Raw genomic sequence first — 25368 nt, forward strand, 5'->3', positions numbered from 1 at the left:
AACGGGAGACGCCGGGCTCAGGACGCGAGCGCGGTCTCGGCCAGTTCGCGCCAGTCCTGCCGCCGCCCGGCCTGGGTCGCCTCGGCGAAGGCGGCCTCGCTGAGGCGTTCGGCCGCCTTCCCGGCGATCCTGGCGATGTCCGGCTGCGAGCGGTCGGGTGTGCCGCGCACGCTCTCGCCGGCCGCGAGCAGCCGCGCGGCCAGCTCGTCCTGGCCCCGGCGCAGCGCGAGGTCGGCGAGGCCGACCAGCATCGAGGCGACGGTCGGCGGGTGCACGTGCTCGCCGGCCGTGGCCACCTGGAACATCTCCGCCCGGTACGCGCGGGCCTGCTCGAGATCCTCGGCGAGGTAGCCGGACACGTCCAGGACGTGCGGGCGGATGGACTCGACCGCCCCGGCCGCGCTCAGCGCCTCGCGGGCCGCGGCCAGGTGCTCGTACGCCTGGCCCGGCTCGCCGCGCCAGCGGGCCAGCTGCGCCTTGGCGAGCGCCAGCTCGGCGAGCGCGTCCGGCCAGGCGGTGCGGCTCGCGCGCCGGTCGGCGTCCGCCATGGCGGCGGCGCTCGCCTCCTCCTCGCCGAGCAGCCAGTACAGCGCGGCCTGCCGGGCCCGCATGCCGACGACGTCCTCGCTCGCGCCCAGCTCGCTCGTCGCCACGACCGCCTCCTCGTAGTGCTCGCAGGCGCGGGCGAACTCGCCGCGGACGGCGAGCCGTTCGGCGAGGAAGGTCAGCGTCAGGGAGAGCCCCATGCGCTCGCCCAGCTCCCGGAACTCGGCGAGGGCCAGCTCGGCGTCGGCGTCGACGTCGGTCGCGTCGCCGCTGAGCGTGAGCCGCAGCCGGCCGCGCGTGAGCCTGGCCTGGGCGCGCACCCACGGGTCGGCGCCGGCGATGAGCGGCTCGAACGCGGGCAGGAACGCCTGCGGGCCCTCCAGCGTCCGCAGCAGCAGCGACACGAACCCGAGCAGCGGGCGGCGGGAGCCGCTGCGCTCGGCGTACAGGTGCGCCTCCTGGATCCACTTGCGCGCCTGGAACTGGTCGCCGCTGACCCCGGAGGTCTCGAACAGCGTCACCATGAGGTACGCCATCGCGCGCACCTCGTCGGACGCCTCGCCGGGCAGCGAGGCCGCCGCGACGCTCAGCTCGGTGCCCTCGGCCCGGTGGCCGCCCACGTACCAGTACAGGCCGAGGGCCGCGACCATGCGCATCGCCTCGTGCGCCCAGCCCTCGGCGATGGCCCCGCGCAGCGCGGCGCCGACGTTGTCGTGCTCGGCCGCCAGCCGCGCCATCCACTCCAGCTGCTCGGCGCGCAGCAGGTGCGGCTCGGCGGCCTCGGCCAGCTCGGTGAAGTACGCGAGGTGCGCGCGGCGCGCCTGCTCGCTCTCCCCCGCCTCGTCGAGGCGGTGCGCCGCGTACTCCCTGATGATGTTGAGCATGCGGTAGCGGGGGGCGCCCTCGCCGTCGGCGAGCACCAGCGACTTGTCGATCAGCGCGGCCAGCACGTCGAACACCGGCTCGTCGAGCGCGTCGCGCCCGGCGGTGAACGTCTCGCCGCCGCACACCCGTTCGGCCGCCTCCAGGCTCGCCCCGCCCGCGAACACCGACAACCGCCGCAGCACGACGCGCTCGGCCTCGGTCAGCAGGTCCCAGCTCCAGTCCACGACCGCGCGCAGCGTCTTGTGCCGGGGCAGCGCCGTGCGGCTGCCGCTGGTCAGCAGGCGGAAGCGGTCGTCGAGGCGGCGGGCGAGCTGGTCGACGGGCATGCTGCGCAGCCGCGCCGCGGCCAGCTCGATCGCCAGCGGCATGCCGTCGAGCGCCCGGCAGACCCGGGCCATGGCGGCCAGCGTCTCGGGGTCGGCGCCGATGTCCTTGCGCACCAGCTCCGCGCGGTCGCGCAGCAGCCGCACCGCGGGCGAGGACCCGGCCGCGGCGGGGTCGGCGCCCTGCGCGGGCAGCGCGAGCGGCTCGACCTGCCACAACATCTCGCCGGTGATGCCGAGCGGCTCCCTGCTGGTGGCCAGGATGCGCAGCCTGCGGCACTCGCCGAGCAGCCGGTCGGCGAAGGCCGCGGCCTCCTCGATCAGGTGCTCGCAGTTGTCCAGGATGAGCAGCATGGCGCGGTCCCGTACGGCGGCGACCAGCCGGTCCATGGGCTCCCCGGCGCGCGCGCCGCCGAGCACCCCCTGCTCGCGCAGGCCGATCGCGGTGAGCGCGGCCTGCGCGAGGTCGCCGCCCGGCCGGACGGCGGCCAGCTCGACCAGCCACGCGCCGTCGGGCAGCTCGGCGAGCATGGTGCGCGCGGTCTCGGTGGCCGTCCGCGTCTTGCCGGAGCCGCCCGCGCCCGTCAGGGTGACCAGGCGGTGCCTGAGGGCCAGGTCGGCGATCGCGGGGAGGTCGGCGTCCTTGCCGACGAAGCTGGTCAGCTCGGCGCGCAGGTTCGTCCTGCGGTTCTCCGGGCGTTCGCCCAGCTCGCCGCGGAGCAGCGCGGTGTGCAGCGCGGACAGCTCGGCCGAGGGGTCGGCGCCCAGCTCGTCGGCGAGCCGCTCGCGGGTGCGCTGGTACACCGTCAGCGCCTCGTTGCCGCGTCCCGCCTCGGCGAGCGCCCGCATCAGGGCCGCGACGAAGCCTTCACGCAGCGGGTACGTGGCGACCAGCTCGGTCAGCTCGGACACCAGCTCCGAGCCGCGGCCGAGCCGGATGTCGGCGTCGACCCGGTCGCCGAGCGCGGCGACGTGCAGCTCCTCCAGCCGGGCGGCGGCGGCGTCGAACGCCTCGCTGTCCTGCAGGGCGATGTCGGCCATGGCCGGGCCGCGCCACAGGGCGAGGGCCTGGCGCAGCAGCTCGGCGCGCGGCTCCGGCTCGGTGGCGGCGCGGGCCCGGCCGACCAGCCGCTCGAACCTGGCCACGTCTACGGCCTCGGGGGCGAGCGCCAGCCGGTAGCCGCCGGACTCCGCCTCGATCACCCCGTCGGGAAGCACTCTGCGCAGCCTGGACACCAGCGCCTGCAGGGCGTTCACCTCGTCCGCGGGCGGCCGCTCACCCCAGATCCACGCGGCGAGCCGGCCGCGGGTGACGATCCGGCCGGGTTCGAGGGCGAGCGCGGCCAGCAGGCCGCGCAGCCGGGCTCCCGGAACCTCGACCGCGGTCCCGTCCTGGTTGCGGACCTCGAACGGCCCGAGCAATCCCACGTGCACGGAGGCAATTGTGCCGAACGTTGACGTCAACCGGCGAATCGGTCGCCCGGGGCCCCCTTCCGCCCTCCAATAGTTGACACGACATATATGTCGTGTAATGTAATTCCCATGACCGTCAAGAACGTCTCCGTCGTCAGCACCGGCGCCGTCTCCATCCACCCCGAGCACGTCCTGCGCTCCCGCAAGCCGCTGCACTGGTGGGTGATGACCTCGCGCCGGTGGACGGCGCCCCGCCCCATCAACGTGTACGTGATCGAGCACGACAACGGGCTGGTCCTGTTCGACACCGGCCAGGACCGCAGGTCGGTCACCGACCCGCGCTACTTCCCCGGCGGGCCGGCCGGGCTGTTCTACCGGCGCCTGGCCCGCTTCGAGATCGCCGCCGACCAGACCCTCACCGCCCGCCTGGCCGCCCAGGGCCACGACATCGCCGAGGTCCGGATCGCGATCGTCTCCCACCTGCACCAGGACCACGTCGGCGGGCTGCGCGAGCTGACCCACGCCGAGATCATGGTCAGCGCGCAGGAGTGGGCCACGCTGCGCGAGCCCCGCCCCGAGCTGCGCGGGCTGCTGCGCGACCACATCGAGCTGCCCGGGCTGCGCCCCCGCCACCCCGCCTTCCGGCCCGTGCCCGGCATCGCCCCCTTCACCGAGGGCCACGACCTGTTCGGGGACGGCTCCCTGGTGCTGGTCCCGACCCCGGGCCACACCCCCGGGTCGATGTCCCTGCTGGTCCGGCGGCCCGGCCGCGACCCGCTGCTCATGGTCGGCGACCTCACCTACGACGACCGCCTGCTGCGGGAGGGACGGCTCGCCGGGGTCGGCGAGAAGGAGGGGCTGCGCGCCAGCACCGAGCTGGTCAACGAGTTCCGCCGGCGCAACCCCGGCGTGACGGTGCTCGCCGCCCACGACCCGGGAGCCGCCGCCGCCCTCGCCGCCGCCGGGGGTGTCGCGCATGCGGCCCGCTGAGGAGTTCCGCTACCTGGTGCTGGCCGCCCAGCGCGAGGGCAACCGGCTGCTCGGCCAGGCCCTCAAGCCGCTCGGCGTCACCTCCTCCCAGGCCGAGGTGCTGCGCCTGCTCCAGGACCGCCAGCCGCTCACGCTGTCCGGCCTCGGCGACCTGCTGGTGTGCGAGAGCGGCAACAGCCCGAGCCGCCTGGTCGAGCGGCTGGTGCAGGCCGGGCTCGTCCGCCGCGACGTCCCCGAGCACGACCGCCGCCACATCGAGCTCACCCTCACCCCGCAGGGCCAGGACCTCGCCCGCCGGATCGCCGCGATCGAGAACGACCTCTACGCCGCCATCGACGCCTCCGCCGCCGACCTCGAGCCGGCCATGGCCGCGCTGCGGGCCTTCGTCCGGGACCTGCCGTCGGGCCAGGCCCTCGCCCGCCGCACCGGGCCCGCCTGAGCGGCGGCCGCCGGGACGGCGGCGGGCGACGATCTTGACCTGGGGGCGGGCAGCGGCGATCATCACGGGATCGGCCCCGAGCCAGGGAGGCAGCAAGCCATGTCCGCCGGCCGGCTGTACGACACGATCGGCGCCACGTACACCGTGACGCGGCGCACCGAGCCGCGGATCGCCGCGCGGATCTGGGCCGCGCTCGGCGGCGCCCGCACGGTGCTGAACGTCGGGGCGGGCACCGGCTCCTACGAGCCGCCGGACCGCGACGTCACCGCGGTGGAGCCGTCGGCGCTCATGCGGGCGCAGCGCCCCGAGTGCGCGGCGCGGTGCGTGGCCGCCTCCGCCGAAAGCCTGCCGTTCGAGGACGGCAGCTTCGACGCCGCGATGGCCGTCAGCACCGTCCACCACTGGCCGGACCCGGTCGCGGGGCTGCGCGAGATGCGGCGGGTGGCCCGGCGCGTCGTGGTGTTCACCTTCGACGGCGGCGCGGAATGGTGGCGGGAGCGGTTCTGGCTGACGCGCGACTACCTGCCGGAGGTCGCCGGCCTCCTGTCCGGCTGGCCACAGCTTGCCGTCCTGGCGGACGCGATCGGGGCCCGCGCCGAGCCGGTGCCCGTGCCGTGGGACTGCGCGGACGGCTTCTTCGAGGCGCACTGGCGCCGGCCGGAGGTGTACCTGGACGAGCGGGTGCGCCGCGGCGTGTCGGTGTGGGCGCGGCTCGGGCCGGACGTCGAGCGGCGCGCGGTGCGCGACCTGCGTGACGACCTCGCCTCGGGCCGGTGGGCCGAGCGCAACCGCGACCTGCTCTCCCTCGACGCCGCCGACCTCGGCCTGCGGCTGCTCGTGGCCTGAGGACGGCCGGGCGCGGTCAGGTCACGTTGCCCAGCACCCGGTGCGGCGTGATGCGGATCGTGACGCGGACCGCCTCCGGGGGCAGCCGGAGGTACTCCTCGCCGGCTCCTTCGCCGTCGTACCGCTCCGCCAGGCGCACCACCAGCCGCCGGCCCTCGTCCTCGGTGACCGTGGCCACGCCTCTGACCTCGACGTACCTGTCCGGGTCCGCGCGGTCGAAAACGCACAGGCTGACGCGCGGGTCCCGTTCCAGGTTGCGGATCTTGCGCCGGCCGGCCTGCGAGGAGATGACCACGTCGTCGCCGTCGGTGCCCATCCAGACGGCCGAGGTCTGCGGGGCGCCGTCGGGGTTGATCGTGGCGAGGATGCCGATGTTGGGCGCGTCGAGGAGCCGCCGGACGGCGTCGCTGAGAGGCACAGTCATGATCACCAGCGTACGGCCCCCGCGGGCGCACTGGGCGTCGGCGGACACTCCCCCGCGCGGAGGCGGGCGTCAGCCGCCGTGCACGGTGAGGGCGTACCCCTCGGGGCCGGTGAAGGTGAACGTGCGGCCGAAGGGGCCGTCCTGCGGGGCGGCGAGGATGCGGACGCCGGCGGCGGCGAGCCGGTCGTGCAGGGCCTGGGCGTCGTCGGCGGCCAGCCAGAGCGCGACGCCGAGACCGGGCCGGCCGGCGTCGAGGTCGGTGCCCGGCAGGGGCTCGCGGACGGCGAACGGGATCGGCCGCGTGGCGAAGACGACGGCGTGCGGGGGCGAGACGGGGGCGCGGGTCAGGCCGAGGTGCTCCTCGAAGAACGCGGCGGCCGCGTCGAGGTCGCGCACCTGGAGGGCGACGAAGTCCGGTCCGGTGACGGTGGCGGTTGTCATGGCTGCTCCTGGGGTGGCCGGTTGCGTCCTGATGTCAGGACTTTGACATAGACCACCGTACGCCGCACCCCGTCCGTATGTCAAAATACTGACATGAGCGAGAGGGAGGCGCCGGCCCCGCCGCACGCGGCCGCCGACGTGACCGAGCACGTGGGCTACCGGCTGAAGCGGGCGGCGGCGGCGCTGCGCGGCGCGCTGGACGAGGTGCTGCGCGAGCACGGCCTGACGGTGCCGCAGTACTCGTGCCTGGAGCTGCTGGACGAGCGGCCGGGCATCTCGGGGGCCGAGCTGGCGCGGGGCACGTTCGTCACCCGGCAGTCCTCGGCGGTGGTGCTGCGCGGGCTGCAGGAGGCCGGCCTGGTCACCCGCCCGGCCGTCGCCGAGCACGGGCGGGCGCTGCCGGTGCACCTGACGCCGGCGGGCCTGGAACGGCTGGCGGCGGCGCGGGGCGCGGTGTACGCGGTCGAGCGCCGCATGATCGAGGCGATCCCCGCCCGCCGCCTGGACGCCCTGCTGGCCGACCTCGACCGCATGGCCGCCGCCCTCGGCTCCTGACCCCCCGGTCAGGCGTACAGGGCGGGCCGGTAGACGAGCTCCTGGACGCGCCCGTCGAGCGTCCTGCTGCCGATCAGCTCAAGATCGAAGTCGGCCGCGCCCCGGAAGACCGGGTCCAGCCCGGTCCGCCCGGTGATCACCGGGAAGATCGTCACCTGGACGCGGTCGACCAGCCCGGCGGCCATCAGCGCCCGGTTCATCGACAGGCTGCCGTGCGAGCGCAACGGCACCTTCGACTCCTCCTTGAGCCGGGCGACGACGTCCACCGCGTCGCCGCTCGCGACGGTCGCGTCCGGCCAGTCGAGAGGGCCGCGCAGGGTGGTGGACACCACGGTCGCCGGCAGGTTCCGCATCCGGGTGACCCACGGGTCCCGCACGTCGGACTCCTCCGTGCTCGCGGCCACCAGGCCGGCGAACGCCCGGTACGTGGCGGCGCCGAACACCATCCGCTGGTCCTCCTCGTACTGGGCGAGGCGGTGGCTCAGCAGCTCGGGGCCCTGCTTGCCCCAGTAGCCGGTCCAGTCGCCGCCGGCGGCGCCGAAGCCGTCGAGGCTGGAGAAGACGTCGAAGGTGTAGGTGACGGTCATGCCGTTCTCCTCGTACGCGGTCGGCCGGTGTGCGCAGGATCGGACCCGCGGCGACGGCGGAACTCATCGCGCGGGGGCGCACCGATCGTCACCCGAGCGGCCGCGCGCGGCCAGGCCGGGAACCGGACATCAGCCGGACATCGGCCGGACATCACCCGCGCGGCCCGGCGGTGGCGGCCTCAGGCGGCGTCAGGCGGCGTCGAGGGCGGCGGTGATCTTGCGGATCATGGCGGCCAGAGCCGGGCCGGGCGTGCGCCGGTGGGCGCGGGCCGCCGTCTCGACGGCGACGAGGACGGTGGTCCGGAAGTTCTCCGCCTCGGCCGGGTCCAGCTCCCTGAGCACGTCCATGGCCGCCGTCAGGGCCGGCAGCACCAGGTCGGCGAGCTCCGCCACGGTCTTGCCGCGCAGGTTCACGCCCTTGGGCCACTCGGCGAGCACGTGCCCGACCAGGCCGGTGGCCGAGCCCAGGGCGATGGAGCCTTCGGAGGCGGCGCGGTGCGGCCTGCCGGTGGCGTCGGCGGCGACCACCAGGGAGACGGCGCCGTAGGCGGCGGTGCGCAGGGTGATCCTGTCCTGGCCGGTGAGGGTGGTGATCATCGTTCGGCTCCTTGGCGGCGGTCGCGTGCGGCAGGTGAACGAGCGGCCGGCACGCCGCCGGGCCGTTCACGGGTTCACCCTCGCGGCCCGCGCTGACACCGGGCCGTCGCCGTGCTGACACGACGCCTGACGCCCGCGCCGGTGTCAGGCAGGCCGGGGCGGCCGGCGGGCGGTCAGCTCGTGGCGCGCCAGGCGAGGGAGAGGCCGGTCGCGGCGCGTTCGGTGCGGATCTCCATCATCGTGCCGAGGATCGTGGCGTGGTCGGACACGACGGGGACGGCGTCGGGCGTGTAGGTGATCCGGCTGCTGACCAGCACCGGGCTGCCCTCGGGCTCGTGCAGGCGCCGGGCGGCGGCCGGATCGAGCAGGCCGGGCCGGACCACCTCGGACGCCCGGGCGACCGCCACGCCCGCGTCGGCGAGCGCCGCGTAGAGGGAGACGGCGGTGAAGTCGCGGTCGCGGATCTGGTCGGCGACCGGCCGGCGGACCCAGGACACCTGGTGCACGGCCGGCCGGCCGCCGAACTCACGCACCCGCTCCAGCCGCAGCGCGGTGTCGCCGGGGCGCAGCCGCAGCTCCGCCGCGATCCTGGCGGGGGCCCGGCGCATCGCCCGGCCCGCCACCTCCGTGCGCACGTCGTGACCCTGCTCCCGCAGGTCGTCGGCCAGGCTGCGGAGCGAGCCGAGCTGGTACGCCAGGTGCGGCGGGGCCACGAACGTGCCCTTGCCGGGCCGCTGCACGATCAGCCCCTCGTCGCTCAGCTCCCGCAACGCCTGCCGCAGCGTCATGAGGGTGACCCCGTAGGAGGCGGCGAGCTCCCGTTGCGGGGGCAGCGCCGCGCCGGGGGCGTAGTGTCCCGACCGGATCTTCGCGGCGAGGTCGGCGGCGATGGCGCGGTATCTCGCGGCGTGCCCGGCGTCGGGGGTCATCGTGGTGCGTCACTCCTGGTCGAGGGCCCGCCGGAGGGTCGCGATGAAGGCCCGCAGGTCGTCCGGCCCCGCCCCGTCGAGCACCCGCCGCATGACGGCGGCGCCGACCACCACGCCGTCGGCGTGGCGGCCGCCCTCCCGCGCCTGGTCAGGCGTGGAGATGCCAAATCCTAGCAAGATCGGCCGGTCGGTGCCGTGCCTGAGCCGCGCGGCGAGCTCCGCGGCGGAGGCGGCGAGGGCGGCCCGCTCTCCGGTGGTGCCCATCACCGACACGGCGTAGACGAACCCGCGGCTGCGGCGCGCGATCTCCGCCAGCCTGGCCTGCGGCGTCGCGGGCGAGGCCAGCAGGGCCAGGTCGATCCCGGCGGCGGCGGCCGCGTCCGCCAGCTCGTCCGCCTCGTGGACGGGCAGGTCGGGCACGATCAGGCCGGCGACGCCGGCCCGGCGCAGCGCGGCGCAGAACGCCTCGGGCCCGTCGTGCAGCACCAGGTTGTAGTAGGTGCTGGCGACCAGCGGAACGCCGGGATGCGGCGCTTCGGCCAGCTCGGCGAGGATGCGGCGGGTGCTCACGCCCCTGGCCAGCGCCGCCTCACTGGCCCGCTGGATGGTGACGCCGTCAAGCGTGGGGTCGGAGAACGGCAGGCCGAGCTCGACGGCGTCCGCGCCGGCTTCGGCGAAGGCCCGCAGGTAGTCGGTCCAGCCGGGTGTGACGCCGCCGGTGATGTACGGCATGAGCAGGCGGCGGCCGGCGTCGCGGCGGGCGCGCAGGTGGCGTTCGACGGCGCCGGGGGCGAGGGCGTTCGTCACAGCAGCTCCTTCAGGGTCGAGATGTCCTTGTCGCCCCGGCCGGACAGCGTCATCAGCACCGTCGATCCGGCGGGCAGGCCGCCGTCGCCGGCCGCGCGGATCACCCAGGCGAGGGCGTGCGCCGATTCGAGCGCCGGGACGATGCCCTCGGCGCGGGCCAGCCGCACCGCCGCGGCGACCGCCTCGTCGTCGGTGACCGTGACGTAACGGGCCCGGCCGAGCTCGCGCAGGTGGGCGTGTTCCGGGCCGACCCCGGGGTAGTCGAGGCCGGCGGCGATGGAGTGCGCCTCGACGATCTGGCCGTCGCCGTCCTGGAGGAACAGCGAGCGGCAGCCGTGCAGGACGCCGAGCCTGCCGCGGGCCGCCCCGGCACCGCCCTCGGCCTCGACGCCGGTGAGGCGGGCCGTGGTGTCGGCGAAGCCGGCGAACGTGCCGGCCGCGTTGGAGCCGCCGCCGACGCAGGCGACCACGTGGTCCGGGACGCCGGCGGGCAGCTCGGCGGCGCACTGGGCGCGGGCCTCGTCGCCGATGACGCGCTGGAACTCCCGGACCATCCACGGGTACGGGTCCGGCCCGATGACCGAGCCGACGCAGTAGTGGGAGCCGGCGGTCGCGCCCACCCAGTGGCGCATGGCCTCGCTGGTGGCGTCCTTGAGGGTGCGGCTGCCGGTGGTGACGGGGACGACCTCGGCGCCCAGCATCCGCATCCGGAAGACGTTGAGCGCCTGGCGCTCGATGTCGCGTTCGCCCATGAAGACCGTGGCCTCCAGCCCGAGCAGCGCGGCGGCGGTCGCGGTCGCCACCCCGTGCTGGCCGGCCCCCGTCTCGGCGATGAGCCTGCGCCGGCCCATCCGGGTGGCGAGGAGGGCCTGCCCCAGCACATTGTTGATCTTGTGGGAGCCGGTGTGGGTCAGGTCCTCGCGCTTGAGGTAGAGCCGCACGCCCAGCTCCCGCGACAGCCGGCCGGCCGGGGTGAGCGGGGTCGGCCGCCCGGCGTGCAGGGCGAGCAGCTCGGCCAGGGCGTTGCGGAAGCCGGGGTCCTCGCGCGCCTCGCGGAACGCCTCCTCCACCTCGCGGCACGCCTCGACCAGGGACTCCGGCGCGTACCGGCCGCCGTACCCGCCGAACCGGCCGCGCGGCCCCGGCTCCCCCATGGTCGCGGCCGCCGGGGCGGGCCCGGGCCGTAGCGACGCCTCTCGCATCGTGCTCACCTCGTTCGTTCTATAACTCTTCAGAGAGTTCTATAACAGTGAGTGTGACACGGACCGGCCGCGGCGCGCCACCCCCGTCCGGCCGGCGCCGCCTTCCTCGCGCCCGCGCACGCGAAAGGCCCCGGCCGGCGGACGCCGGCCGGGGCCTTCGCTTCGCGTTGCCGCTTCCCGGATCAGCTCGCCCAGTGGGCCTGGTCGGTCGGCCACGTCCGCGTCGGCTGCTTCTTCAGCAGGCTCTCCTCGGGCGTGCCCACCGCGCACCGGGTGCCGCGCGGCGGCACGGTCAGCGCGATCAGGTACTGGTCGATGATGTCGGTCTGGCACTTGTCCTTGCCGTAGATGCGGTGCCCCCAGCCCTCGTACGTGAGCAGCACCGCCTTCGGCCCGAGCTGCCTGGTCGCGTTGGCCGACCAGACGTACGGGGTGGCAGGGTCGTGCAGCGAGTTGCCGAGCAGGATCGGCGCGTCACCGGTGTACCGCAGCTGGTGCGGCGGGTTGGTCGGCGTCGAGTTCAGGCAGATCGGCAGGTCGTCGATCGGGTACGGGTGGTACCGCGTGTCCGGCGCGAGCACGTTCGACACCTTCATGAGGGCGGCGTACTCGTCGTAGTCGCGCACCCGGAGGTTGTAGTCCTGGCACAGGATGCGCGTCGGCAGCCAGGCCACGTCGCCCTCCACCGGCCCCCGGCCGGACAGCGGCGGCACCCACGACGGCTCCGGGCCGCCGCTCAGCCAGTCGATGACCTCGCTCAGCGTGCGCCAGTCGGGGCCCTCGGTGCCGAGCGCGGCGTTGTAGATGACCTGAAGCTCGGTCATCCTCGTGCCGGTGCTCGGGTAGACCAGCTCGCCGCGGCGCGCCTTGGCCAGCAGGTCCTTCCACATCTTGCGCACGTCACGGCCGTGCAGGACGCAGCTCTCGTCGGCCTCGCACCAGCCGACGAACTGGTCGAAGGCGTCCTCGACGGCCACCGCCTCGGTGGCCAGGAAGCCCGCGACGCCGAGGCTGTGGTCCATGTTGCTGTCCAGCGCCAGGGCGCGGATCCGGCCGGGGAACAGCTCGGCGTACATCTGGCCGATGAGCGTGCCGTACGAGATGCCGTAGAAGCTCAGCTTCTCCTCGCCGAGGGCGGCGCGGAGGGCGTCCATGTCCCTGGCCACGTTGCGCGAGTCGACGTGGTCGTAGAGCGGGCCGGTACGCTCGCGGCAGTCCGCGTGCAGCTTCTTGGTGAAGGCGTCCCAGGCCGCGAAGTCGGCCTGGCTGGACATCACCGTGTGCGGCATCTGGTTGTACACCGACGCCGAGCAGATCACCGGGTGGCTGCGGCCGACGCCGCGCGGGTCGAACCCGACGATGTCGAAATGCTTCTGCAGCTCCTCGGTGTAGGAGCCGGGGGCGCCGTACACGGCCTCGACGCCGGAGCCGCCGGGGCCGCCCGGGTTGATGACCAGCGACCCGATCCGGGCCGCGGGGTCGGTGGCCTTGCGGCGGGCCAGGGCCAGGTCGATGGTCGGCCCGTCGGGGCGCGACCAGTCGATCGGCACGGTCAGCGTGCCGCACTCGGCGCTGGGCTCCTCCTCGCAGGGCGCCCAGGTGATGCCGCCCTGCGGGGTGGCCGCCGCTGCGGACGCCGCTGCGGCGCCCGCCGGCGGGACGGGGAGTAAGGCCGCCAGCGCCAGGACGGCGGTGGCGAGCAGGGGTGTTCTCTTCCGCAAATCGCTCCGATCCTCGAATGACAGGTCCGGCCCGGACGCGGGGCGCACGGGCCAACGTCGATCATGGGGCATGCGGGCGCGCCTGTGGTCCGGAATGGGGAAGTTCGCCCGGTAACGCGGGGCGGTAGCCTGGGCGGATGTTCTCGCCCAGGGGGCCGTCGCTGCCCGAGCTGGTGACCCAGGCGCTCTCCTCGGTCGAGCGCGGCTACGACCTGCTCGCCCCGAAGTTCGAGCACACGCCCTTCCGCACCCCGGACGCCGTCCTCGACGCGACCGCCGCCGCCCTGCGCCCGCTCGGGCCGTTCGGGCGGGGGCTGGACGTGTGCTGCGGCACCGGCGCGGGCCTGCGCGTCCTCGGGCCGCTGTGCCGGGAGCGGGTGACCGGCGTCGACTTCAGCGGCGGCATGCTGGCGCGGGCGCGGGCGGCGCATCCGGAGGCCGACTGGGTGCGGGCCGACGTCCGCGCCCTGCCCGCCGGCGAGCGCTTCACCGGGGCCTTCGACCTGGCGGTCAGCTTCGGGGCGCTCGGCCACTTCCTGCCCGCCGAGCGGCCGGCGCTCTTCGCCGGGGTGCGCCGGGCGCTGCGGCCCGGCGGCCTGTTCGCCTTCCCGGTCGCCGCGCCCCCGCCGGTCGGATCGCTCCCCTACTGGGCGCTGCTCGGCTTCGACACGGCCATGCGGCTGCGCAACGCGGTGTGGCGGCCGCCCTTCGTCATGTACTACGGCACCTGCCCGCTGAGCGCGGTCCGCGCCGAGCTGGGGGCGGCGGGGTTCGGCGTGACGGTCGTCCCGCTGGCGGAGCTGGGGCGGCGCGAGGACGGCGCGGCGCGCTGCGGCCTCGTCCTGGCCCGCCGTCCCTAGGGCGGCCTCGTCCTGGCCCGCCGTCTCCGCGGCGGCCTCGTCCTGGCCCGCCGTCTCCGCGGCGGCCTCGTCCTGGCCCGCCGTCTCCACGGCGGCCGCACCCGGGGTGCGGGCGTCACGGCCGGCCGGCCGGGTCGCCGCGCCAGCGCAGCACCTCCAGGGCGGCCCCGACCTCGACCGTGTGCCGGGCGAGCGGGCGCGGCAGCAGGCGTTCGGCGCGGGCCAGCCGGCGCAGCAGCGTGTTGCGGTGGGCGAACAGCCGGGCGGCGGCCCGGGTGGCGTTGCACTGCTCGGCGATGAAGACGCGCAGCGCCTCGACGACCTCGGGCGGCGCGCCCTCCAGGTCGCCGAGGACCCGCCTGACGAAGCGGCCGGCGCTTCCCGGGTCGGCGGTGAGCAGCGCGACCAGCTCGACCTCGTCGTGGGTGGCGAGCCGGGACGGCGAGGTGAGCCGGGCGAGCAGCTGCTGGGTGGTGAGCGCGTCGAGGTGGCTGCGGCGGAAGCCGTCCACGCCGGGCGCGGTGGGGCCGAGCGCGACGCGGACGGCCAGCAGCTCGTCGAGGGCGGCCCGCACCTGCCCGAGGTCCGGCCGGCCGTGCACCCACACCCACCGGGTGGCGGCGCCGGCCAGCACGCTCAGCGGGCGGGCCTGGCCGGCGGCCTCGGCCAGCGCGTCGGCGGCGCGGTCGAGCCCGCGCAGGTCGGCGCCGGGGTCGTCGGTCCAGACGATCGCGGCGGTGTGCGGCGGGCGCAGCGCGTGGCCGAGCCGGCTCTCGGCGCGCTGCCGGGTGATCGGGGCCCCTTCGAGCAGCAGGGCGACGGTCTCGCGGCGTTCGGCGTGGCTGCCGCGGGTGAGCTCGTCGCGTTCGGCGCGCATCCGGGCGGAGATCGCGGTGACGGTGTCGTCGACGAAGGCGGCGATGGAGCGCAGGGACACGTCCAGCAGCTCGCGCAGCTCGCCGGGGTCGCTGGTGAGGGTGCAGGCGAGCTGCGTCCACAGCCGGATCGCGACGCTCTCGCCGGCCCGGTAGGCGTCCAGGGCGGACTCGTCCAGGCCGCGCCGGACGATGTCGCGGGCGGCGGCGAGCGCCGGCTCGGTGTCGTTGGCCGGGACGGGCGCGCCCGGCGCGCGGACGTTGGCGGCCGCCCACACCAGCAGGTTGGCGCGGTTGATGCGGCGGGTGCCGGCGGCGAGCACCGGGTCGGCGGCGATCTGCCGGCGGGCCGCGCCGGTCAGGGTGGCCGCGTCGAGCTCGGCCAGCCACGCGGCGGGCGGGGTGAGCGCCAGCTCGGCGCCCCGCCGGATCAGCTCACGCACCCGGGGGGACGGCGGCGGCCAGGGCTGGTGGTGCATATCGTCACCCTAGAGCCTCGAATGTGGTGCGGATCGTGCTTCCGGCCGGCGGCCGCCGCGCCGCAGGATGGAGCTGGTCCGCCGTCACAGCCTGGAGCCGCCGCCCATGTCCGCTGAGCCGCCCGCCGTCGAGCCGCCCGCCGCCGAGCCGCCCGCCGCCGAGCCGCCCGCCGCCGAGCACCTGGACGTCCTGGTCGTGGGGGCCGGGATCTCGGGGATCGGCGCCGCCCGCTACCTGAAGGTGATGGCGCCGGGCAAGAGCTTCGCGGTGCTGGAGGCGCGCGAGGCGTCCGGCGGGACGTGGGACCTGTTCCGCTACCCGGGCATCCGCTCCGACTCCGACCTGCACACCTTCGGGTACGCGTTCAAGCCGTGGCGCGACGAGCAGTCCATCGCCGACGCGCCGCGGATCCTCGCCTACCTGCGCGAGACGGTGGCGGAGAACGGCCTGGAGCCGCACATCCGCTACCGCCACAAGGTGCTCGGCGCGTCCTGGTCGGGCGAGCGGGCGTCGTGGACCGTCGAGGTGGAGCGCACCGGCACCGGCGAGCGGTTCACGCTCACCGCCGGGTGGATCTTCTGCGCCGGCGGCTACTACCGCTACGACGAGGGGTTCACCCCGGACTTCCGGGGCCGCGAACGGTTCGCCGGCCCGGTCGTGCACCCGCAGGACTGGCCCGCGGACCTGGAGTACGCGGGCAGGCGGGTGGCGGTGATCGGCAGCGGCGCCACCGCGGTCACGCTGGTGCCGGCGATGGCGGCCGAGGCCGCGCACGTGACGATGGTGCAGCGCACGCCGACGTACGTCATGCCGGTGCCGCGGAAGGACGCGCTCGCCAACGCGCTGAAGAGGTACCTCGGCGAGGAACGCGGCCACGCGCTCACCCGGCGCAAGAACATCGCCCAGCAGCGGCTGGTCTGGAGCCTGTGCCGGCGCTACCCGAAGGCGGCGCGGCGGCTGATCCGGCGGGCCAACGTCCGGCGGCTGCCGCCAGGCTACCCGGTGGACGAGCACTTCAACCCGCCGTACGACCCGTGGGACCAGCGGCTGTGCGCGGCGCCCGACGGCGACCTGTTCCGCGCCGTCCGGGAGGGCCGGGCGAGCGTGGTCACCGGCCGGATCGCCACCTTCACCGAGCGGGGGCTGCTGCTGGAGTCGGGCCGCGAGCTGGAGGCGGACCTGATCGTCACCGCCACCGGGCTGAACGTGCAGGCGCTCGGCGGCCTGCGCCTCACCGTGGACGGCGAGCCGGTGCGGCTGTCCGGCACGGTCGCCTACAAGGGCATGATGTTGTCCGGCGTGCCGAACCTCGCCTACGCGATCGGCTACACCAACTCCTCCTGGACGCTGAAGATCGACCTGCTGTGCGAGCATTTCTGCCGGCTGCTGGCGTACATGGACGCGCACGGCCACGACACCTGCCGGCCCGAGCCCGCCGACCCGGACATGCCGACGCGGCCGTTCCTCGACTTCGGCGCCGGCTACGTCCGGCGGGCCGTCGCCTCCCTGCCCCGCCAGGGGGACCGGGCGCCGTGGCTGACCTCGACGAGCTACCGCGACGACGTCAGGCTGCTGCGCGCCGCCGGCGTGGCCGGCCCCGAACTGCGCTTCACGACGAGCCGGAGCGGCCCGGCGACTTGAGTAACGCATACTGCGTATGCATACTTAGTACTCATGTCGGTCAGACACGGCCTGCTCGCCCTCCTCAGCGGCGGGCCCCGGCACGGCTACCAGCTCAAGGTCGAGTTCGAGGCGTCGACCGGGGCCATCTGGCCGCTCAACATCGGCCAGGTCTACACGACGCTGTCCCGGCTGGAGCGTGACGGCCTGGTCGCGCCGGGCGCGACGGACGAGCAGGGCCGGGTCGCCTACTCGATCACCGAGGCCGGCCAGGAGGAGCTGGCCCGCTGGTTCGGCACCCCCGTCGCCGACTCCGACCGGCCGCGCGACGAGCTGGTCATCAAGCTGGCCATGGCCGTCGCCGCCAGGAAGACCGACGTCGCCGAGGTGATCCAGCGGCAGCGCACGGCGACCATGCGCACCCTGCAGCAGCTCACCAGGGCCAAGCGGGCCGCCGCCGACGGCGCGGCGCAGCGGCTGGTGCTCGATTCGATGATCTTCCGGGCCGAGGCCGAACAGCGCTGGCTGGACCACTGCGAGGCCGTTCTCAGGGAGGAACCATGACAGTCGTACGGCTGACCGAGGTGACCAGGGTGCACGGCGAGGGGGCGGCGGCCGTGCACGCCCTGCGCGGGGTCAGCCTGGCGGTCGAGGCGGGCGAGCTGGTCGCCGTCATGGGCCCGTCCGGGTCCGGCAAGTCGACCCTGCTCAACCTCGCCGGCGGGCTGGACCGGCCCACGTCCGGCACGGTGCGGCTCGGCGAGCACGACCTCGCCGCCGTGCGCGACCTCGCGGCCTTACGCCGCCGCGAGGTCGGCTACGTCTTCCAGGACCTCAACCTGATCCCGTCGCTGACGGCCGCCGAGAACGTCATGCTGCCGCGCGAGCTGGACGGCGTGCGCTCGCGCACCGCCCGCGAGGAGGCGATGGCGGCCCTCGCCGAGATCGACGTGGCCGACCTGGCCGGCCGCTTCCCCGAGGAGCTGTCGGGCGGTCAGCGCCAGCGGGTCGCGATCGCCCGCGCCCTGGTGGGCGAGCGGCGCCTGCTGCTGGCCGACGAGCCGACCGGCGCCCTCGACACGCGCGCCGGCGACGAGATCCTGCAGGTGCTGCGCACGCGCTGCGACGCCGGGGCGGCGGTCCTGCTGGTCACCCACGAGCCGCGCTACGCCGCCTGGGCCGACCGGGTGGTCTTCCTGCGCGACGGGACGATCGCCGACGCCACGGACACGCCGCTGGCGAGCGCCCGATGAGCGCCGCCCGCGCCGCGCTCCGCCTGGCCCGCCGCGACGCCTGGCGGTCCCGGGGCCGCAGCGTCCTCGTCATGGTGCTGATCGGCCTGCCCGTCCTGGTGTTCACGGGGCTGCTCACCCTGGTCCAGACCATGGACGTGACGCGGGGCGAGGGCCTGGCGGCCGCGCTCGGCGCCGCCGGCGCCCGCCTCGTCCAGGCGCCCGCGGGCACCACGATCCAGCAGCGGCCGGACGGGACGAGCTGGAGCACCGGCGACGGCCGGCCCGCTGCCGAGGCCGCCCCCGAGCTGGGGGCGGCCGGCGTGGCGGCCCTGCTCGGGCCGGGCGCCCGGCTGATCCCGTACAGCACCGGCACGCTCCGGCTGAGCACCGGCCAGGCCGAGGCGGTGGAGACCGACCTGCGCGACCCCCTCACCCGCGGGATGCTGACGCTGCGCGAGGGCAGGCTCCCCGCGCCCGGCGAGGTCGCGGTGACGCCCGCGCTCGGCCTGCGCCCCGGCGACCTCGTGCGGCCGTCCGGCGCGGCGCCGCTGCGGGTGACGGGCGTCGTCGAGCACCCGAACCGGCCCGCGCTGCGCGCGGTCGCCGGCCCCGAGCTGCCGCAGCTCCAGGCGGAGGACTTCTGGTCCCCCGGACTGTCCGGCCGCGGCTGGCTCGCAGGCACCGCGACGCCGGTGACCTGGACCCAGGTGGCCGCGCTGAACCGGGCGGGCCTGCACGTCACCTCCCGCGCCATGTTCCTGTCCGCGCCGGGCCCCTCCCCCGGCGGCGTCCGGCAGGCGGTCGCGCTCGGGACGATGGCGGTCATGGCGGTGCTGGAGACCGCGCTGCTGGCCGGGCCCGCCTTCGCGGTGGGGCTCCGGCGGCGGCGTGAGGAGCTGGCGCTGATCGCGGCGCAGGGCGGCTCGGCCGGGCACCTGCGGACGATCGTCCTGGCCGGCGGGCTGCTGCTCGGCGGCGCCGCCACCCTCGTGGCGACGGCGCTCGGCGTCGCGGCCGGCCTGCTGGGCGCCCAGGTCGTGGCGCGCTGGGCCGGGCAGTCCGGGCAGGTCGGCCCGCCGGACGTGCCGTGGCCGCCGGTCCTGGGCGTCGCGGCGCTGGGCCTGCTCGCCGGGATCGCGGCGGCGCTGGTGCCCGCCGTGCAGGCGGCGGCAGGACCCGCGGCCGTGCTGGCCGGCCGCCCGCCCGCGACGCGCGAGCGGGCCGGGTGGCCGCTGGCCGGAGCCGCGCTGGTGCTGGCCGGGCTGGCGGCGACCGTGGCCGCGCGCCGCCAGCCGGACCCGGTGTGGGTGTGGGCCGCCGCGGCGCTGACCATGATCGGGCTGGTGGCGGTGATCCCGTGGCTGGTCGGCGTCACGGGCCGGCCGGCCGGGCGGCTGCGGCTCCCGCTGCGGGTGTCGGTCCGCGACGCGGTCCGCCACCGGTCCCGTACGGCGAGCGCCGTCGCGGCCGTCACGGCGGTCACCGCCGCGGTCGTCGCGGTGGGCATCGGCGCCTGGAGCGACCACGTGGACCGCCGCGACGCCTACACCTCGGCCCGCCCGGCCGGCCTGCTCGCGATCTGGGGCGGCACCATGGACGACGCGACCTGGAGCCGGCTGCGCGCCGAGGCGGCCCGCCGGCTGCCCGGCGTGCCGCTGGCCGCCGGGTACCAGCCGCGGGACGCCCAGGGCCACCGCTACGCGCTGCGGTACACCGTGCGCTGGAACGGCACCAGGACCCGCCGCACGGCGGCCGTCGGCGGCCAGGACCTGCTCGCGCTCCTGCAGGGCCGCCACGATGCGCGGGCGGCGGCGGCGCTGGCGAGCGGCAAGGCCGTGGTGTTCGACCCGGCGGCGGTGCGCGGCGGCATGCTCAGGCTGCGGGCCGGCTCCACGGGCGGCCCGCCGCGCACGCTCGACGTGCCCGCCGTGGTGGCCGCCCCCGCCGGCGAGCACCAGGGCGGCGCGCTGCTGCCGCGCGCCCTGGTCGAGCGGGCCGGCTTCGTCACGGCGGAGCGCCAGCTCTACGCCATGCACCGGCTGCCCGCCGGTTCGGCGCTGCCGCGCGACCTGGCCCGGGTGACCCCGCGCGTCACGGTCGCGCAGGAGGAGGGCTACCGCAACCTGCCCGACCCGGGCCTGTGGGCCTGGCTCGCCGGCTGCCTCGTCCTCGTCGTGGGCGGCACCCTCGCCGCCACCCGGCTCGCGGCCGCCGACATGGCGCCGGAGCGCGCGACGATGACGGCCGTCGGCGCCCCGGCCGGCGTGATGCGGCTCGTCGTGGCCGGTCAGGCGCTCTACATCTCGGGGCTCGGCGCGCTGGTGGGGCTGGCCGCCGGGGCGGTGACGGGCGTGGCGCTGAGCCGGCCGATGACGAGCCACGGCTCCGGGGACCCGGCCACCGTCGCCGTGCCGTGGCCGTTCCTGCTCGCCGTGGTCGTGGGGCTGCCCGTGCTGGCCGCCGCGGCGGCGCTGGTCACCCGGACCGGGCCGGCCCTCGCCCGCCGGACCCCGTGAGCCGCCGCTCCCGGCACTGAATCCGACTAGACGCCGCTTGAGTGGACAGAACGCCAGGACGGAACCGGACACCAGCAACAGGGGTCTACCGGCTCAACAGCCGTATGGCTACGATCGGGCACCGATCGTCCGTGCGGCGGTCTTTCGCGACAGCGTTCACCGACCGGCGAGGAGAGTGTCCTGCACGTGGCTGGATGGGGCAAGGGCCGGCGCCGGCGGACGGCCGAGGGAGCCGGTGACGGGTCGCGGCGGGCGGGCGGCGTCCGCCGGCTGCCGTTACGTACCGTGCTGCTCATCGTCGTGATCGTGCCGAGCGTGACCTTCACCCCGCTGCTGGCGTCCGGCATGCGCCAGCTCGCCGGCCAGTGGCAGGAGGAGAAGGCCCAGCTGGAGCTGGCCACCACCACGGTGGGCCGGCCCGCGGCCGGCCTGTTCTTCGCCCTCGACCAGGAGCGCAGGCTCACCGCCAAGGCGCAGGCGAGCCCCGGTGCCGCCGCCCGCGACAAGCTCGCCGGGCAGCGCGCCGCCACCGACCGGGCGGTGCAAGCCTTCCCCACTGCCGACGACCTGGACCTGACCGACGCGCAGCCGGGCCTGGCCGCCGCGCTGCGCCGCGCCGAACGCGACCTCGGCCTCCTCGACCAGCAGCGCCGCGCGGTGGACGCGGGCTGGTCCAGCCCCCAGCAGACGTTCGACTACTACAGCGGCGTCCTGGAGACGGACCTCGGCGTGCTGACCGCCCTCAGCCACACCGGCGAGAGCCAGGTCAACATCGGGGCGCAGCCCCTGGTGGACCTCCTGTGGATCATCGACCTGCTGGGCCGCGAGGACGCCCTGCTGACCCGCGGCTGGGACACCGGCCGGCTGACCAGGAACGAGTACGCCCTGGTCACCGAGGCCCTCGGCACCCGCAACCACCTCATGCACGCCCGGGTGCTGCCCGCGCTCACCGGCCAGGAGACGAGGTACGCGACGATCACCGGCGGCGAGGCGTGGCGCACGATGACCGCCGTGGAGGGACGGCTGGCCACGGCCGCGAGCGGCTCCGGGCGCGACCAGGTGCGGCTCGGCGACGACGGCGCGGCCTGGCGGTCGTCGGTGGCGTCCGTCACCGCGCAGCTGCGGCAGCTCGCCGGCCTGCGCTTCGCCTACGTCAGCCGGGTCGGCCACGACCACGCCGACATGATCTTCACGGTGTTCGTCAGCATCTCGACCGTGGGCCTGCTCGCCCTGGCCCTGGTGATCCTCACGAGCTGGCGCGTCACCGCCGTCCTCCGGCGGCGCATCCTGCGCCTGCGCCAGGAGGCGCAGGAGCTCCAGGAGCGGCTGCCCGACGTGGTGGCCCGGCTGGAGCGCGGCGAGGACGTCGACGCCGACGCGGAGGTGCGCGCGATCGAGCCGACCGGCGACGAGCTGGGCGAGCTCGGCCAGGCGCTCAACGTGGCCCGCCGCAGCGCCGTGCGCACCGCCGTGCGGCAGGCCGAGCAGCACCGCGGCTTCCAGCGCATGCTCCAGCGGATCGCCCGCCGCACCCAGATCCTCATCGGCCTGCAGCTGAAGAAGCTGGACGAGCTGGAGCGCAAGCACGAGGACCCGGCGGTGCTGGAGGGCCTGTTCGACCTCGACCATCTCACCGCGCGGCTGCGCCGCTACGAGGAGAACCTGGTCATCCTGGGCGGCGGGCAGCCGCAGCGCCGCTGGCGCAACCCGGTGCGGCTGCTCGACGTGCTGCGGGCCGCGCAGAGCGAGGTGCAGGACTACCGGCGCATCTCCATCGAGGTCGAGGGCGAGTACTGGATCGCCGAGCGCGCCGTGGGCCCGATGATCCACGTGCTGGCCGAGCTGATGGAGAACGCCACCACCTTCTCCAAGCCGCTCACCCCCGTCGAGGTGCGCAGCACGCCGGTCAGCAAGGGCGTCGCCGTGGAGATCGAGGACCGCGGCCTCGGCATGGAGCCCGAGCAGTACGCCGCCGTCAACGCCCTGCTGCAGGCGCCGCCGCAGCTCGACGTGATGACCCACGCCGACGACGTGCGGCTCGGCCTGTACGTGGTCGCCCGGCTCGCCGCCGGCCTGGGCCTGCAGGTCGAGCTGCGCCCGTCGGCCTTCGGCGGCACCCGCGTGATCGTGCTGCTGCCCGAGACGATGGTGGTGGACCGCCCGCGCACGGCCGAGCCGGACCCGCCCGAGGAGGACCGCCCGCGTGCGGGCGCGCTGCCCACCCGCACGAGAGGACACGCCCTGGCGACCGTCGCGGCGCCCGCGCCGGCCGCGCCGTCCCCGGCGGCCGCGCCGGAGCGGGAGAACGGCGGGCCCCGGCCGCTCCCCCAGCGGGTGCGCCAGGCCAGCCTGGCCGAGGAGCTGAAGGCCCCGGCCGAGACCCCCGGCGACCAGGAGGAGTGGGCCGCCGGCGACCGGCCCAGCCGTTCCAGCGCCGTCATCGGCGCCTTCCAGCGGCAGTCCCGCTTGCGCCGTACCGGCGAGGAGGCCTTCCCGGCCCCGCCGGGCGGCTCCCCCGACCCCATGCCCCCGACCACGGAAGACCGATGATGACGCAGCGCACCACCGCCACCAACAGAGACCTGGACTGGCTGCTGGACGGTCTGGTCGATCGCGTCCCCGGCACCCGGCACGCCGTCGTGCTGTCCGACGACGGCCTGGTGATCAGCCGGTCCCGCACCATCCCGCGCGCCGACGCCGAGCGCCTGGCCGCGATCGCCACCGGCCAGCAGAGCCTGGCGCGCGGCGCCGGGCACCTGTTCAGCGGCGGGCCGGTCCACCAGATCATCATCGAGATGGCCGACGTGTGGCTGTTCATCACCGCCGCCGGCCGGGGCACCCACCTGGCCGTGCTGGCCTCGCAGGAGGTGGACGCGGAGCTCATGAGCGTCGCGATGCACACCCTGATCCAGCAGGTCGGGCAGAAGCTCGGCACCGACGCCCGCGCTCCCGAGGACCGCGAGTTCGGCGGCCACCTCGATATAGGGGGCCACGGATGAGACATTGGACGGAGGGGTTCGCCGACGACGGCGCCGACGAGCCCCTTGTCCGTCCTTACACGATCACCGGCGGGCGCACCGCTCCCGAGCGGCACGACCTGGCGCTCATCACCGTGGTGACCACGGTCGCCGCGCCCGACGAGGAGGCCGGGCCCGCGCACCGGCGCAGCACCCAGCCCGAGCACCGCAGCATCCTCGCGCTGTGCCGGCGGCCCCTGGCGGTGGCCGAGATCGCCTCCGCGCTGAACCTCCCGGTCTCGGTGACCAAGATCCTCATCGGTGACCTGATCGACGCGGGCCGGCTGCGGACCCGGGCGCCGCTGGCCTTCGCCCAGCGCGGCGCTCTCCCCGACATAGCGATACTCAAGGCGGTGCGGGATGGCTTACGAGAGCTCTGACCACGACGAGGCTCCCTTGGCCGTGAAGATCCTGATCGCCGGCGGGTTCGGCGTCGGGAAGACGACCATGGTCGGCGCGGTGAGCGAGGTGGCCCCGCTGCGCACCGAGGAGTACCTGACCCACGCCAGCGTCGGCGTGGACGACCTGGAGGGCCTGAACGGCAAGTCGACCACCACCGTCGCGCTGGACTTCGGCCGCATCACGGTCAACGACCACCTGGTGCTCTACCTGTTCGGCACCCCCGGCCAGGAGCGGTTCTGGTTCATGTGGAACGACCTGGTCAACGGGGCGCTCGGCGCGGTCGTCCTGGTCGACACCCGGCGCCTGGAGGTGAGCTTCGCCTCGATCGACTTCTTCGAGAGCCGCGGCGTGCCGTTCATCGTCGGCGTCAACTGCTTCGACGGCGTACGCGACCGCACCCGCGAGGAGATCCGCCGGGCGCTCGACCTCGACCCGCAGGTGCCGCTGGTGTTGTGCGACGCCCGCGACCGCAGGGAGGGGCGCGATGTGCTGCTGGCGCTGATCGACCACCTGATGGCGGTGCGGACGGCCGCCGCACCGCGCCCCGCGGACTGAGCGCCCGGCGCCGGCCGGGCGGGGCCGCTAAGCGCGGCCGTTGGCGGCGCACCAGGCCGCCCAGGTGGTGGCGCCCTTGCCGAGCTGCTTGTTGTAGAACGACGTCCAGGAGTTCTCGCTCGGCCCGGGCGCGGCCGGGGCGGCCTTGTACAGCGGGTAGCGGGCCTCGACCTCGGCCCGCAGCCACGGCTCGACCTTGGCGTAGGAGTCCAGCGACCAGCTCCGGGCGTGGTAGGTGAGCTGGCCGCGCACGTCCGTCTCCGGCAGGCACATGAACGGCGCCCACGGGCTGGTCCGCGCCCAGCTGATCTTCGTCTTCATCGCGCCGGCCGGGACGCCGGGCCCGGTGCGGGCGGCCACCTCGCGCCGGTCGACGGAGAAGTCGAACATCTCCTGCGCGGCGTACACGCCGCCGACCAGGCCGAAACGCTCGCCGAGCGTGGCGCCCAGGTTGGTGCGGACCGGGATGTCGCTGGTCCACACCGTCTCGTCGTGGAGCTGCTGCAGCGGCGGCCCCACGTAGGAGGAGGTGATCGGGAACGGGCCGAAGTTCACCGTGTCGTTGTTGATCGGGACGACCGGGTACGTCCTGCCGTCGACCGGGTTCTTCCACTCGCGCAGCACCCGGTGCGGGTCCGCCGGGTCGGTGTAGAAGACGATCTCCCGGGAGAGCTGGTAGAGCTGGTTGGTGTCGGGCGCCCGGTACAGGCGCCGGATGTTGTAGCCCTCGAGGTTGAACAGCTTCTGGCCGTGCCGCAGCGCCGGGTCCAGGCTGTTGCCCTCGACGTTGGCGTACACCGCGCCGGAGATCCGGAACACCATGTCCTTGCCGTCCGGACGCCCGAACGTCTGCAGCGACAGCTTCGCGCTCTTGTCGGTGACGGTCGCGTAGACCGGGCCGGGCAAGGTGGCGGCCGCGGGCTCCTGGCGCGGCGCCGCCGCGGGCTCCTGGCGCGGCGCCGCCGCGGCGGGCACGTTGGTGGCGGCCAGGAGCAGGGCGATCGGAGCCAGCAGCCCGGTGAAACCTTTTCTGATCACGGTCGGCCTTTCCTGCCGGGAAGGGGGGCGAGCAGCGCCATATTGTGATCATGCCGCGCGACGGG

24 protein-coding genes are annotated in these 25368 nt (G+C 75.6%); 13 read left to right on the plus strand and 11 right to left on the minus strand.

The features are described 5' to 3' along the window. Positions 1–17: 17 nt before the first annotated feature. On the minus strand, positions 18–3188 hold the full coding sequence (locus MF672_RS17940) for an AfsR/SARP family transcriptional regulator (RefSeq protein ID WP_242382482.1): 3171 nt from the start codon (positions 3186–3188) through the stop codon (positions 18–20). A gap of 108 nt (positions 3189–3296) precedes the next feature. Between MF672_RS17940 and MF672_RS17945 the strand changes: the two genes are divergently transcribed. The 3 genes from MF672_RS17945 to MF672_RS17955 all read left to right on the plus strand — a co-directional run bounded on the left by MF672_RS17945 (position 3297) and on the right by MF672_RS17955 (position 5442). Further along, the gene (locus tag MF672_RS17945) at positions 3297–4157 is read left to right on the plus strand and encodes an MBL fold metallo-hydrolase (protein WP_242382481.1); all 861 of its coding nucleotides are present in this window, start codon (positions 3297–3299) and stop codon (positions 4155–4157) included. Further along, positions 4144–4596, plus strand: a complete 453-nt coding sequence (locus MF672_RS17950; protein WP_242382480.1) for a MarR family winged helix-turn-helix transcriptional regulator — start codon at positions 4144–4146, stop codon at positions 4594–4596. Before MF672_RS17945 ends, MF672_RS17950 begins: the two co-directional genes overlap by 14 nt. A gap of 99 nt (positions 4597–4695) precedes the next feature. Beyond that, positions 4696–5442 carry a class I SAM-dependent methyltransferase gene (locus MF672_RS17955; protein WP_242382479.1) on the plus strand — a complete coding sequence of 249 codons (747 nt, stop codon included), beginning with the start codon at positions 4696–4698 and terminating at the stop codon, positions 5440–5442. Positions 5443–5458: 16 nt separating this feature from the next. Here the strand turns inward: MF672_RS17955 and MF672_RS17960 are convergent, their stop codons facing one another. Together MF672_RS17960 and MF672_RS17965 are read right to left on the minus strand one after the other, a co-directional pair. Beyond that, on the minus strand, positions 5459–5866 hold the full coding sequence (locus MF672_RS17960) for a PPOX class F420-dependent oxidoreductase (RefSeq protein ID WP_242382478.1): 408 nt from the start codon (positions 5864–5866) through the stop codon (positions 5459–5461). A 69-nt stretch (positions 5867–5935) separates the two neighbouring features. After that, positions 5936–6307, minus strand: coding sequence for a VOC family protein (locus MF672_RS17965; RefSeq protein ID WP_242382477.1), 372 nt, complete (start codon positions 6305–6307; stop codon positions 5936–5938). Between the two features lie 93 nt (positions 6308–6400). Between MF672_RS17965 and MF672_RS17970 the strand changes: the two genes are divergently transcribed. Further along, complete coding sequence (locus MF672_RS17970) at positions 6401–6862, plus strand: MarR family winged helix-turn-helix transcriptional regulator (protein WP_242382476.1); 462 nt, start codon at positions 6401–6403, stop codon at positions 6860–6862. A gap of 8 nt (positions 6863–6870) precedes the next feature. Here MF672_RS17970 and MF672_RS17975 read toward each other — a convergent pair whose 3' ends face one another. The 6 genes from MF672_RS17975 to MF672_RS18000 form a co-directional block, all read right to left on the minus strand. After that, positions 6871–7449, minus strand: a complete 579-nt coding sequence (locus MF672_RS17975) for a dihydrofolate reductase family protein (protein ID WP_242382475.1) — start codon at positions 7447–7449, stop codon at positions 6871–6873. 189 nt (positions 7450–7638) lie between these two features. Beyond that, positions 7639–8046, minus strand: coding sequence for a hypothetical protein (locus MF672_RS17980; protein WP_242382474.1), 408 nt, complete (start codon positions 8044–8046; stop codon positions 7639–7641). 173 nt (positions 8047–8219) lie between these two features. After that, on the minus strand, positions 8220–8975 hold the full coding sequence (locus MF672_RS17985; RefSeq protein ID WP_242382473.1) for a GntR family transcriptional regulator: 756 nt from the start codon (positions 8973–8975) through the stop codon (positions 8220–8222). Between the two features lie 9 nt (positions 8976–8984). After that, positions 8985–9782, minus strand: coding sequence for a tryptophan synthase subunit alpha (gene trpA / locus MF672_RS17990; protein WP_242382472.1), 798 nt, complete (start codon positions 9780–9782; stop codon positions 8985–8987). Next, positions 9779–10984, minus strand: a complete 1206-nt coding sequence (trpB, locus tag MF672_RS17995; RefSeq protein ID WP_242382483.1) for a tryptophan synthase subunit beta — start codon at positions 10982–10984, stop codon at positions 9779–9781. The genes trpA and trpB overlap by 4 nt, the downstream gene beginning before the upstream one ends. A 182-nt stretch (positions 10985–11166) precedes the next feature. Further along, the gene (locus tag MF672_RS18000; RefSeq protein WP_242382471.1) at positions 11167–12705 is read right to left on the minus strand and encodes an alpha/beta fold hydrolase; all 1539 of its coding nucleotides are present in this window, start codon (positions 12703–12705) and stop codon (positions 11167–11169) included. Positions 12706–12842: 137 nt separating this feature from the next. Here MF672_RS18000 and MF672_RS18005 point away from each other — a divergent pair, with 137 nt between their 5' ends. Then, positions 12843–13565, plus strand: coding sequence for a class I SAM-dependent DNA methyltransferase (locus tag MF672_RS18005; RefSeq protein WP_242382470.1), 723 nt, complete (start codon positions 12843–12845; stop codon positions 13563–13565). A 115-nt stretch (positions 13566–13680) separates the two neighbouring features. On the opposite strand, the gene MF672_RS18010 is transcribed toward MF672_RS18005, so the two are convergent. After that, entirely contained in the window at positions 13681–14919 is a 1239-nt protein-coding gene (locus tag MF672_RS18010) for a PucR family transcriptional regulator (RefSeq protein ID WP_247815285.1), read from the minus strand. A gap of 106 nt (positions 14920–15025) precedes the next feature. Between MF672_RS18010 and MF672_RS18015 the strand changes: the two genes are divergently transcribed. The 8 genes from MF672_RS18015 to MF672_RS18050 all read left to right on the plus strand — a co-directional run bounded on the left by MF672_RS18015 (position 15026) and on the right by MF672_RS18050 (position 24265). Continuing rightward, on the plus strand, positions 15026–16561 hold the full coding sequence (locus MF672_RS18015) for a flavin-containing monooxygenase (protein ID WP_242383911.1): 1536 nt from the start codon (positions 15026–15028) through the stop codon (positions 16559–16561). 33 nt (positions 16562–16594) lie between these two features. After that, positions 16595–17104 (plus strand): PadR family transcriptional regulator, encoded by a 510-nt coding sequence (locus MF672_RS18020; RefSeq protein ID WP_242383910.1) that lies wholly within the window; start codon positions 16595–16597, stop codon positions 17102–17104. Beyond that, positions 17101–17793: an ABC transporter ATP-binding protein gene (locus MF672_RS18025; RefSeq protein ID WP_242383909.1), complete on the plus strand. Its 693-nt coding sequence runs from the start codon at positions 17101–17103 to the stop codon at positions 17791–17793. The genes MF672_RS18020 and MF672_RS18025 overlap by 4 nt, the downstream gene beginning before the upstream one ends. Next, on the plus strand, positions 17790–20291 hold the full coding sequence (locus MF672_RS18030; RefSeq protein ID WP_247815286.1) for an FtsX-like permease family protein: 2502 nt from the start codon (positions 17790–17792) through the stop codon (positions 20289–20291). The genes MF672_RS18025 and MF672_RS18030 overlap by 4 nt, the downstream gene beginning before the upstream one ends. Positions 20292–20477: 186 nt before the next feature. Next, entirely contained in the window at positions 20478–22841 is a 2364-nt protein-coding gene (locus MF672_RS18035) for a sensor histidine kinase (protein ID WP_242383869.1), read from the plus strand. Next, positions 22838–23290: a roadblock/LC7 domain-containing protein gene (locus MF672_RS18040; RefSeq protein ID WP_407654731.1), complete on the plus strand. Its 453-nt coding sequence runs from the start codon at positions 22838–22840 to the stop codon at positions 23288–23290. Before MF672_RS18035 ends, MF672_RS18040 begins: the two co-directional genes overlap by 4 nt. Continuing rightward, complete coding sequence (locus MF672_RS18045; RefSeq protein ID WP_242383868.1) at positions 23287–23688, plus strand: DUF742 domain-containing protein; 402 nt, start codon at positions 23287–23289, stop codon at positions 23686–23688. The genes MF672_RS18040 and MF672_RS18045 overlap by 4 nt, the downstream gene beginning before the upstream one ends. Further along, positions 23669–24265 (plus strand): GTP-binding protein, encoded by a 597-nt coding sequence (locus MF672_RS18050; RefSeq protein ID WP_242383867.1) that lies wholly within the window; start codon positions 23669–23671, stop codon positions 24263–24265. Before MF672_RS18045 ends, MF672_RS18050 begins: the two co-directional genes overlap by 20 nt. A gap of 27 nt (positions 24266–24292) precedes the next feature. Here MF672_RS18050 and MF672_RS18055 read toward each other — a convergent pair whose 3' ends face one another. Next, positions 24293–25303 carry a DUF1838 family protein gene (locus MF672_RS18055; RefSeq protein ID WP_247815287.1) on the minus strand — a complete coding sequence of 337 codons (1011 nt, stop codon included), beginning with the start codon at positions 25301–25303 and terminating at the stop codon, positions 24293–24295. Positions 25304–25368: the final 65 nt, after the last annotated feature.

It is taken from the genome of Actinomadura luzonensis, from assembly GCF_022664455.2.
Lineage (GTDB): Bacteria > Actinomycetota > Actinomycetes > Streptosporangiales > Streptosporangiaceae > Nonomuraea > Nonomuraea luzonensis.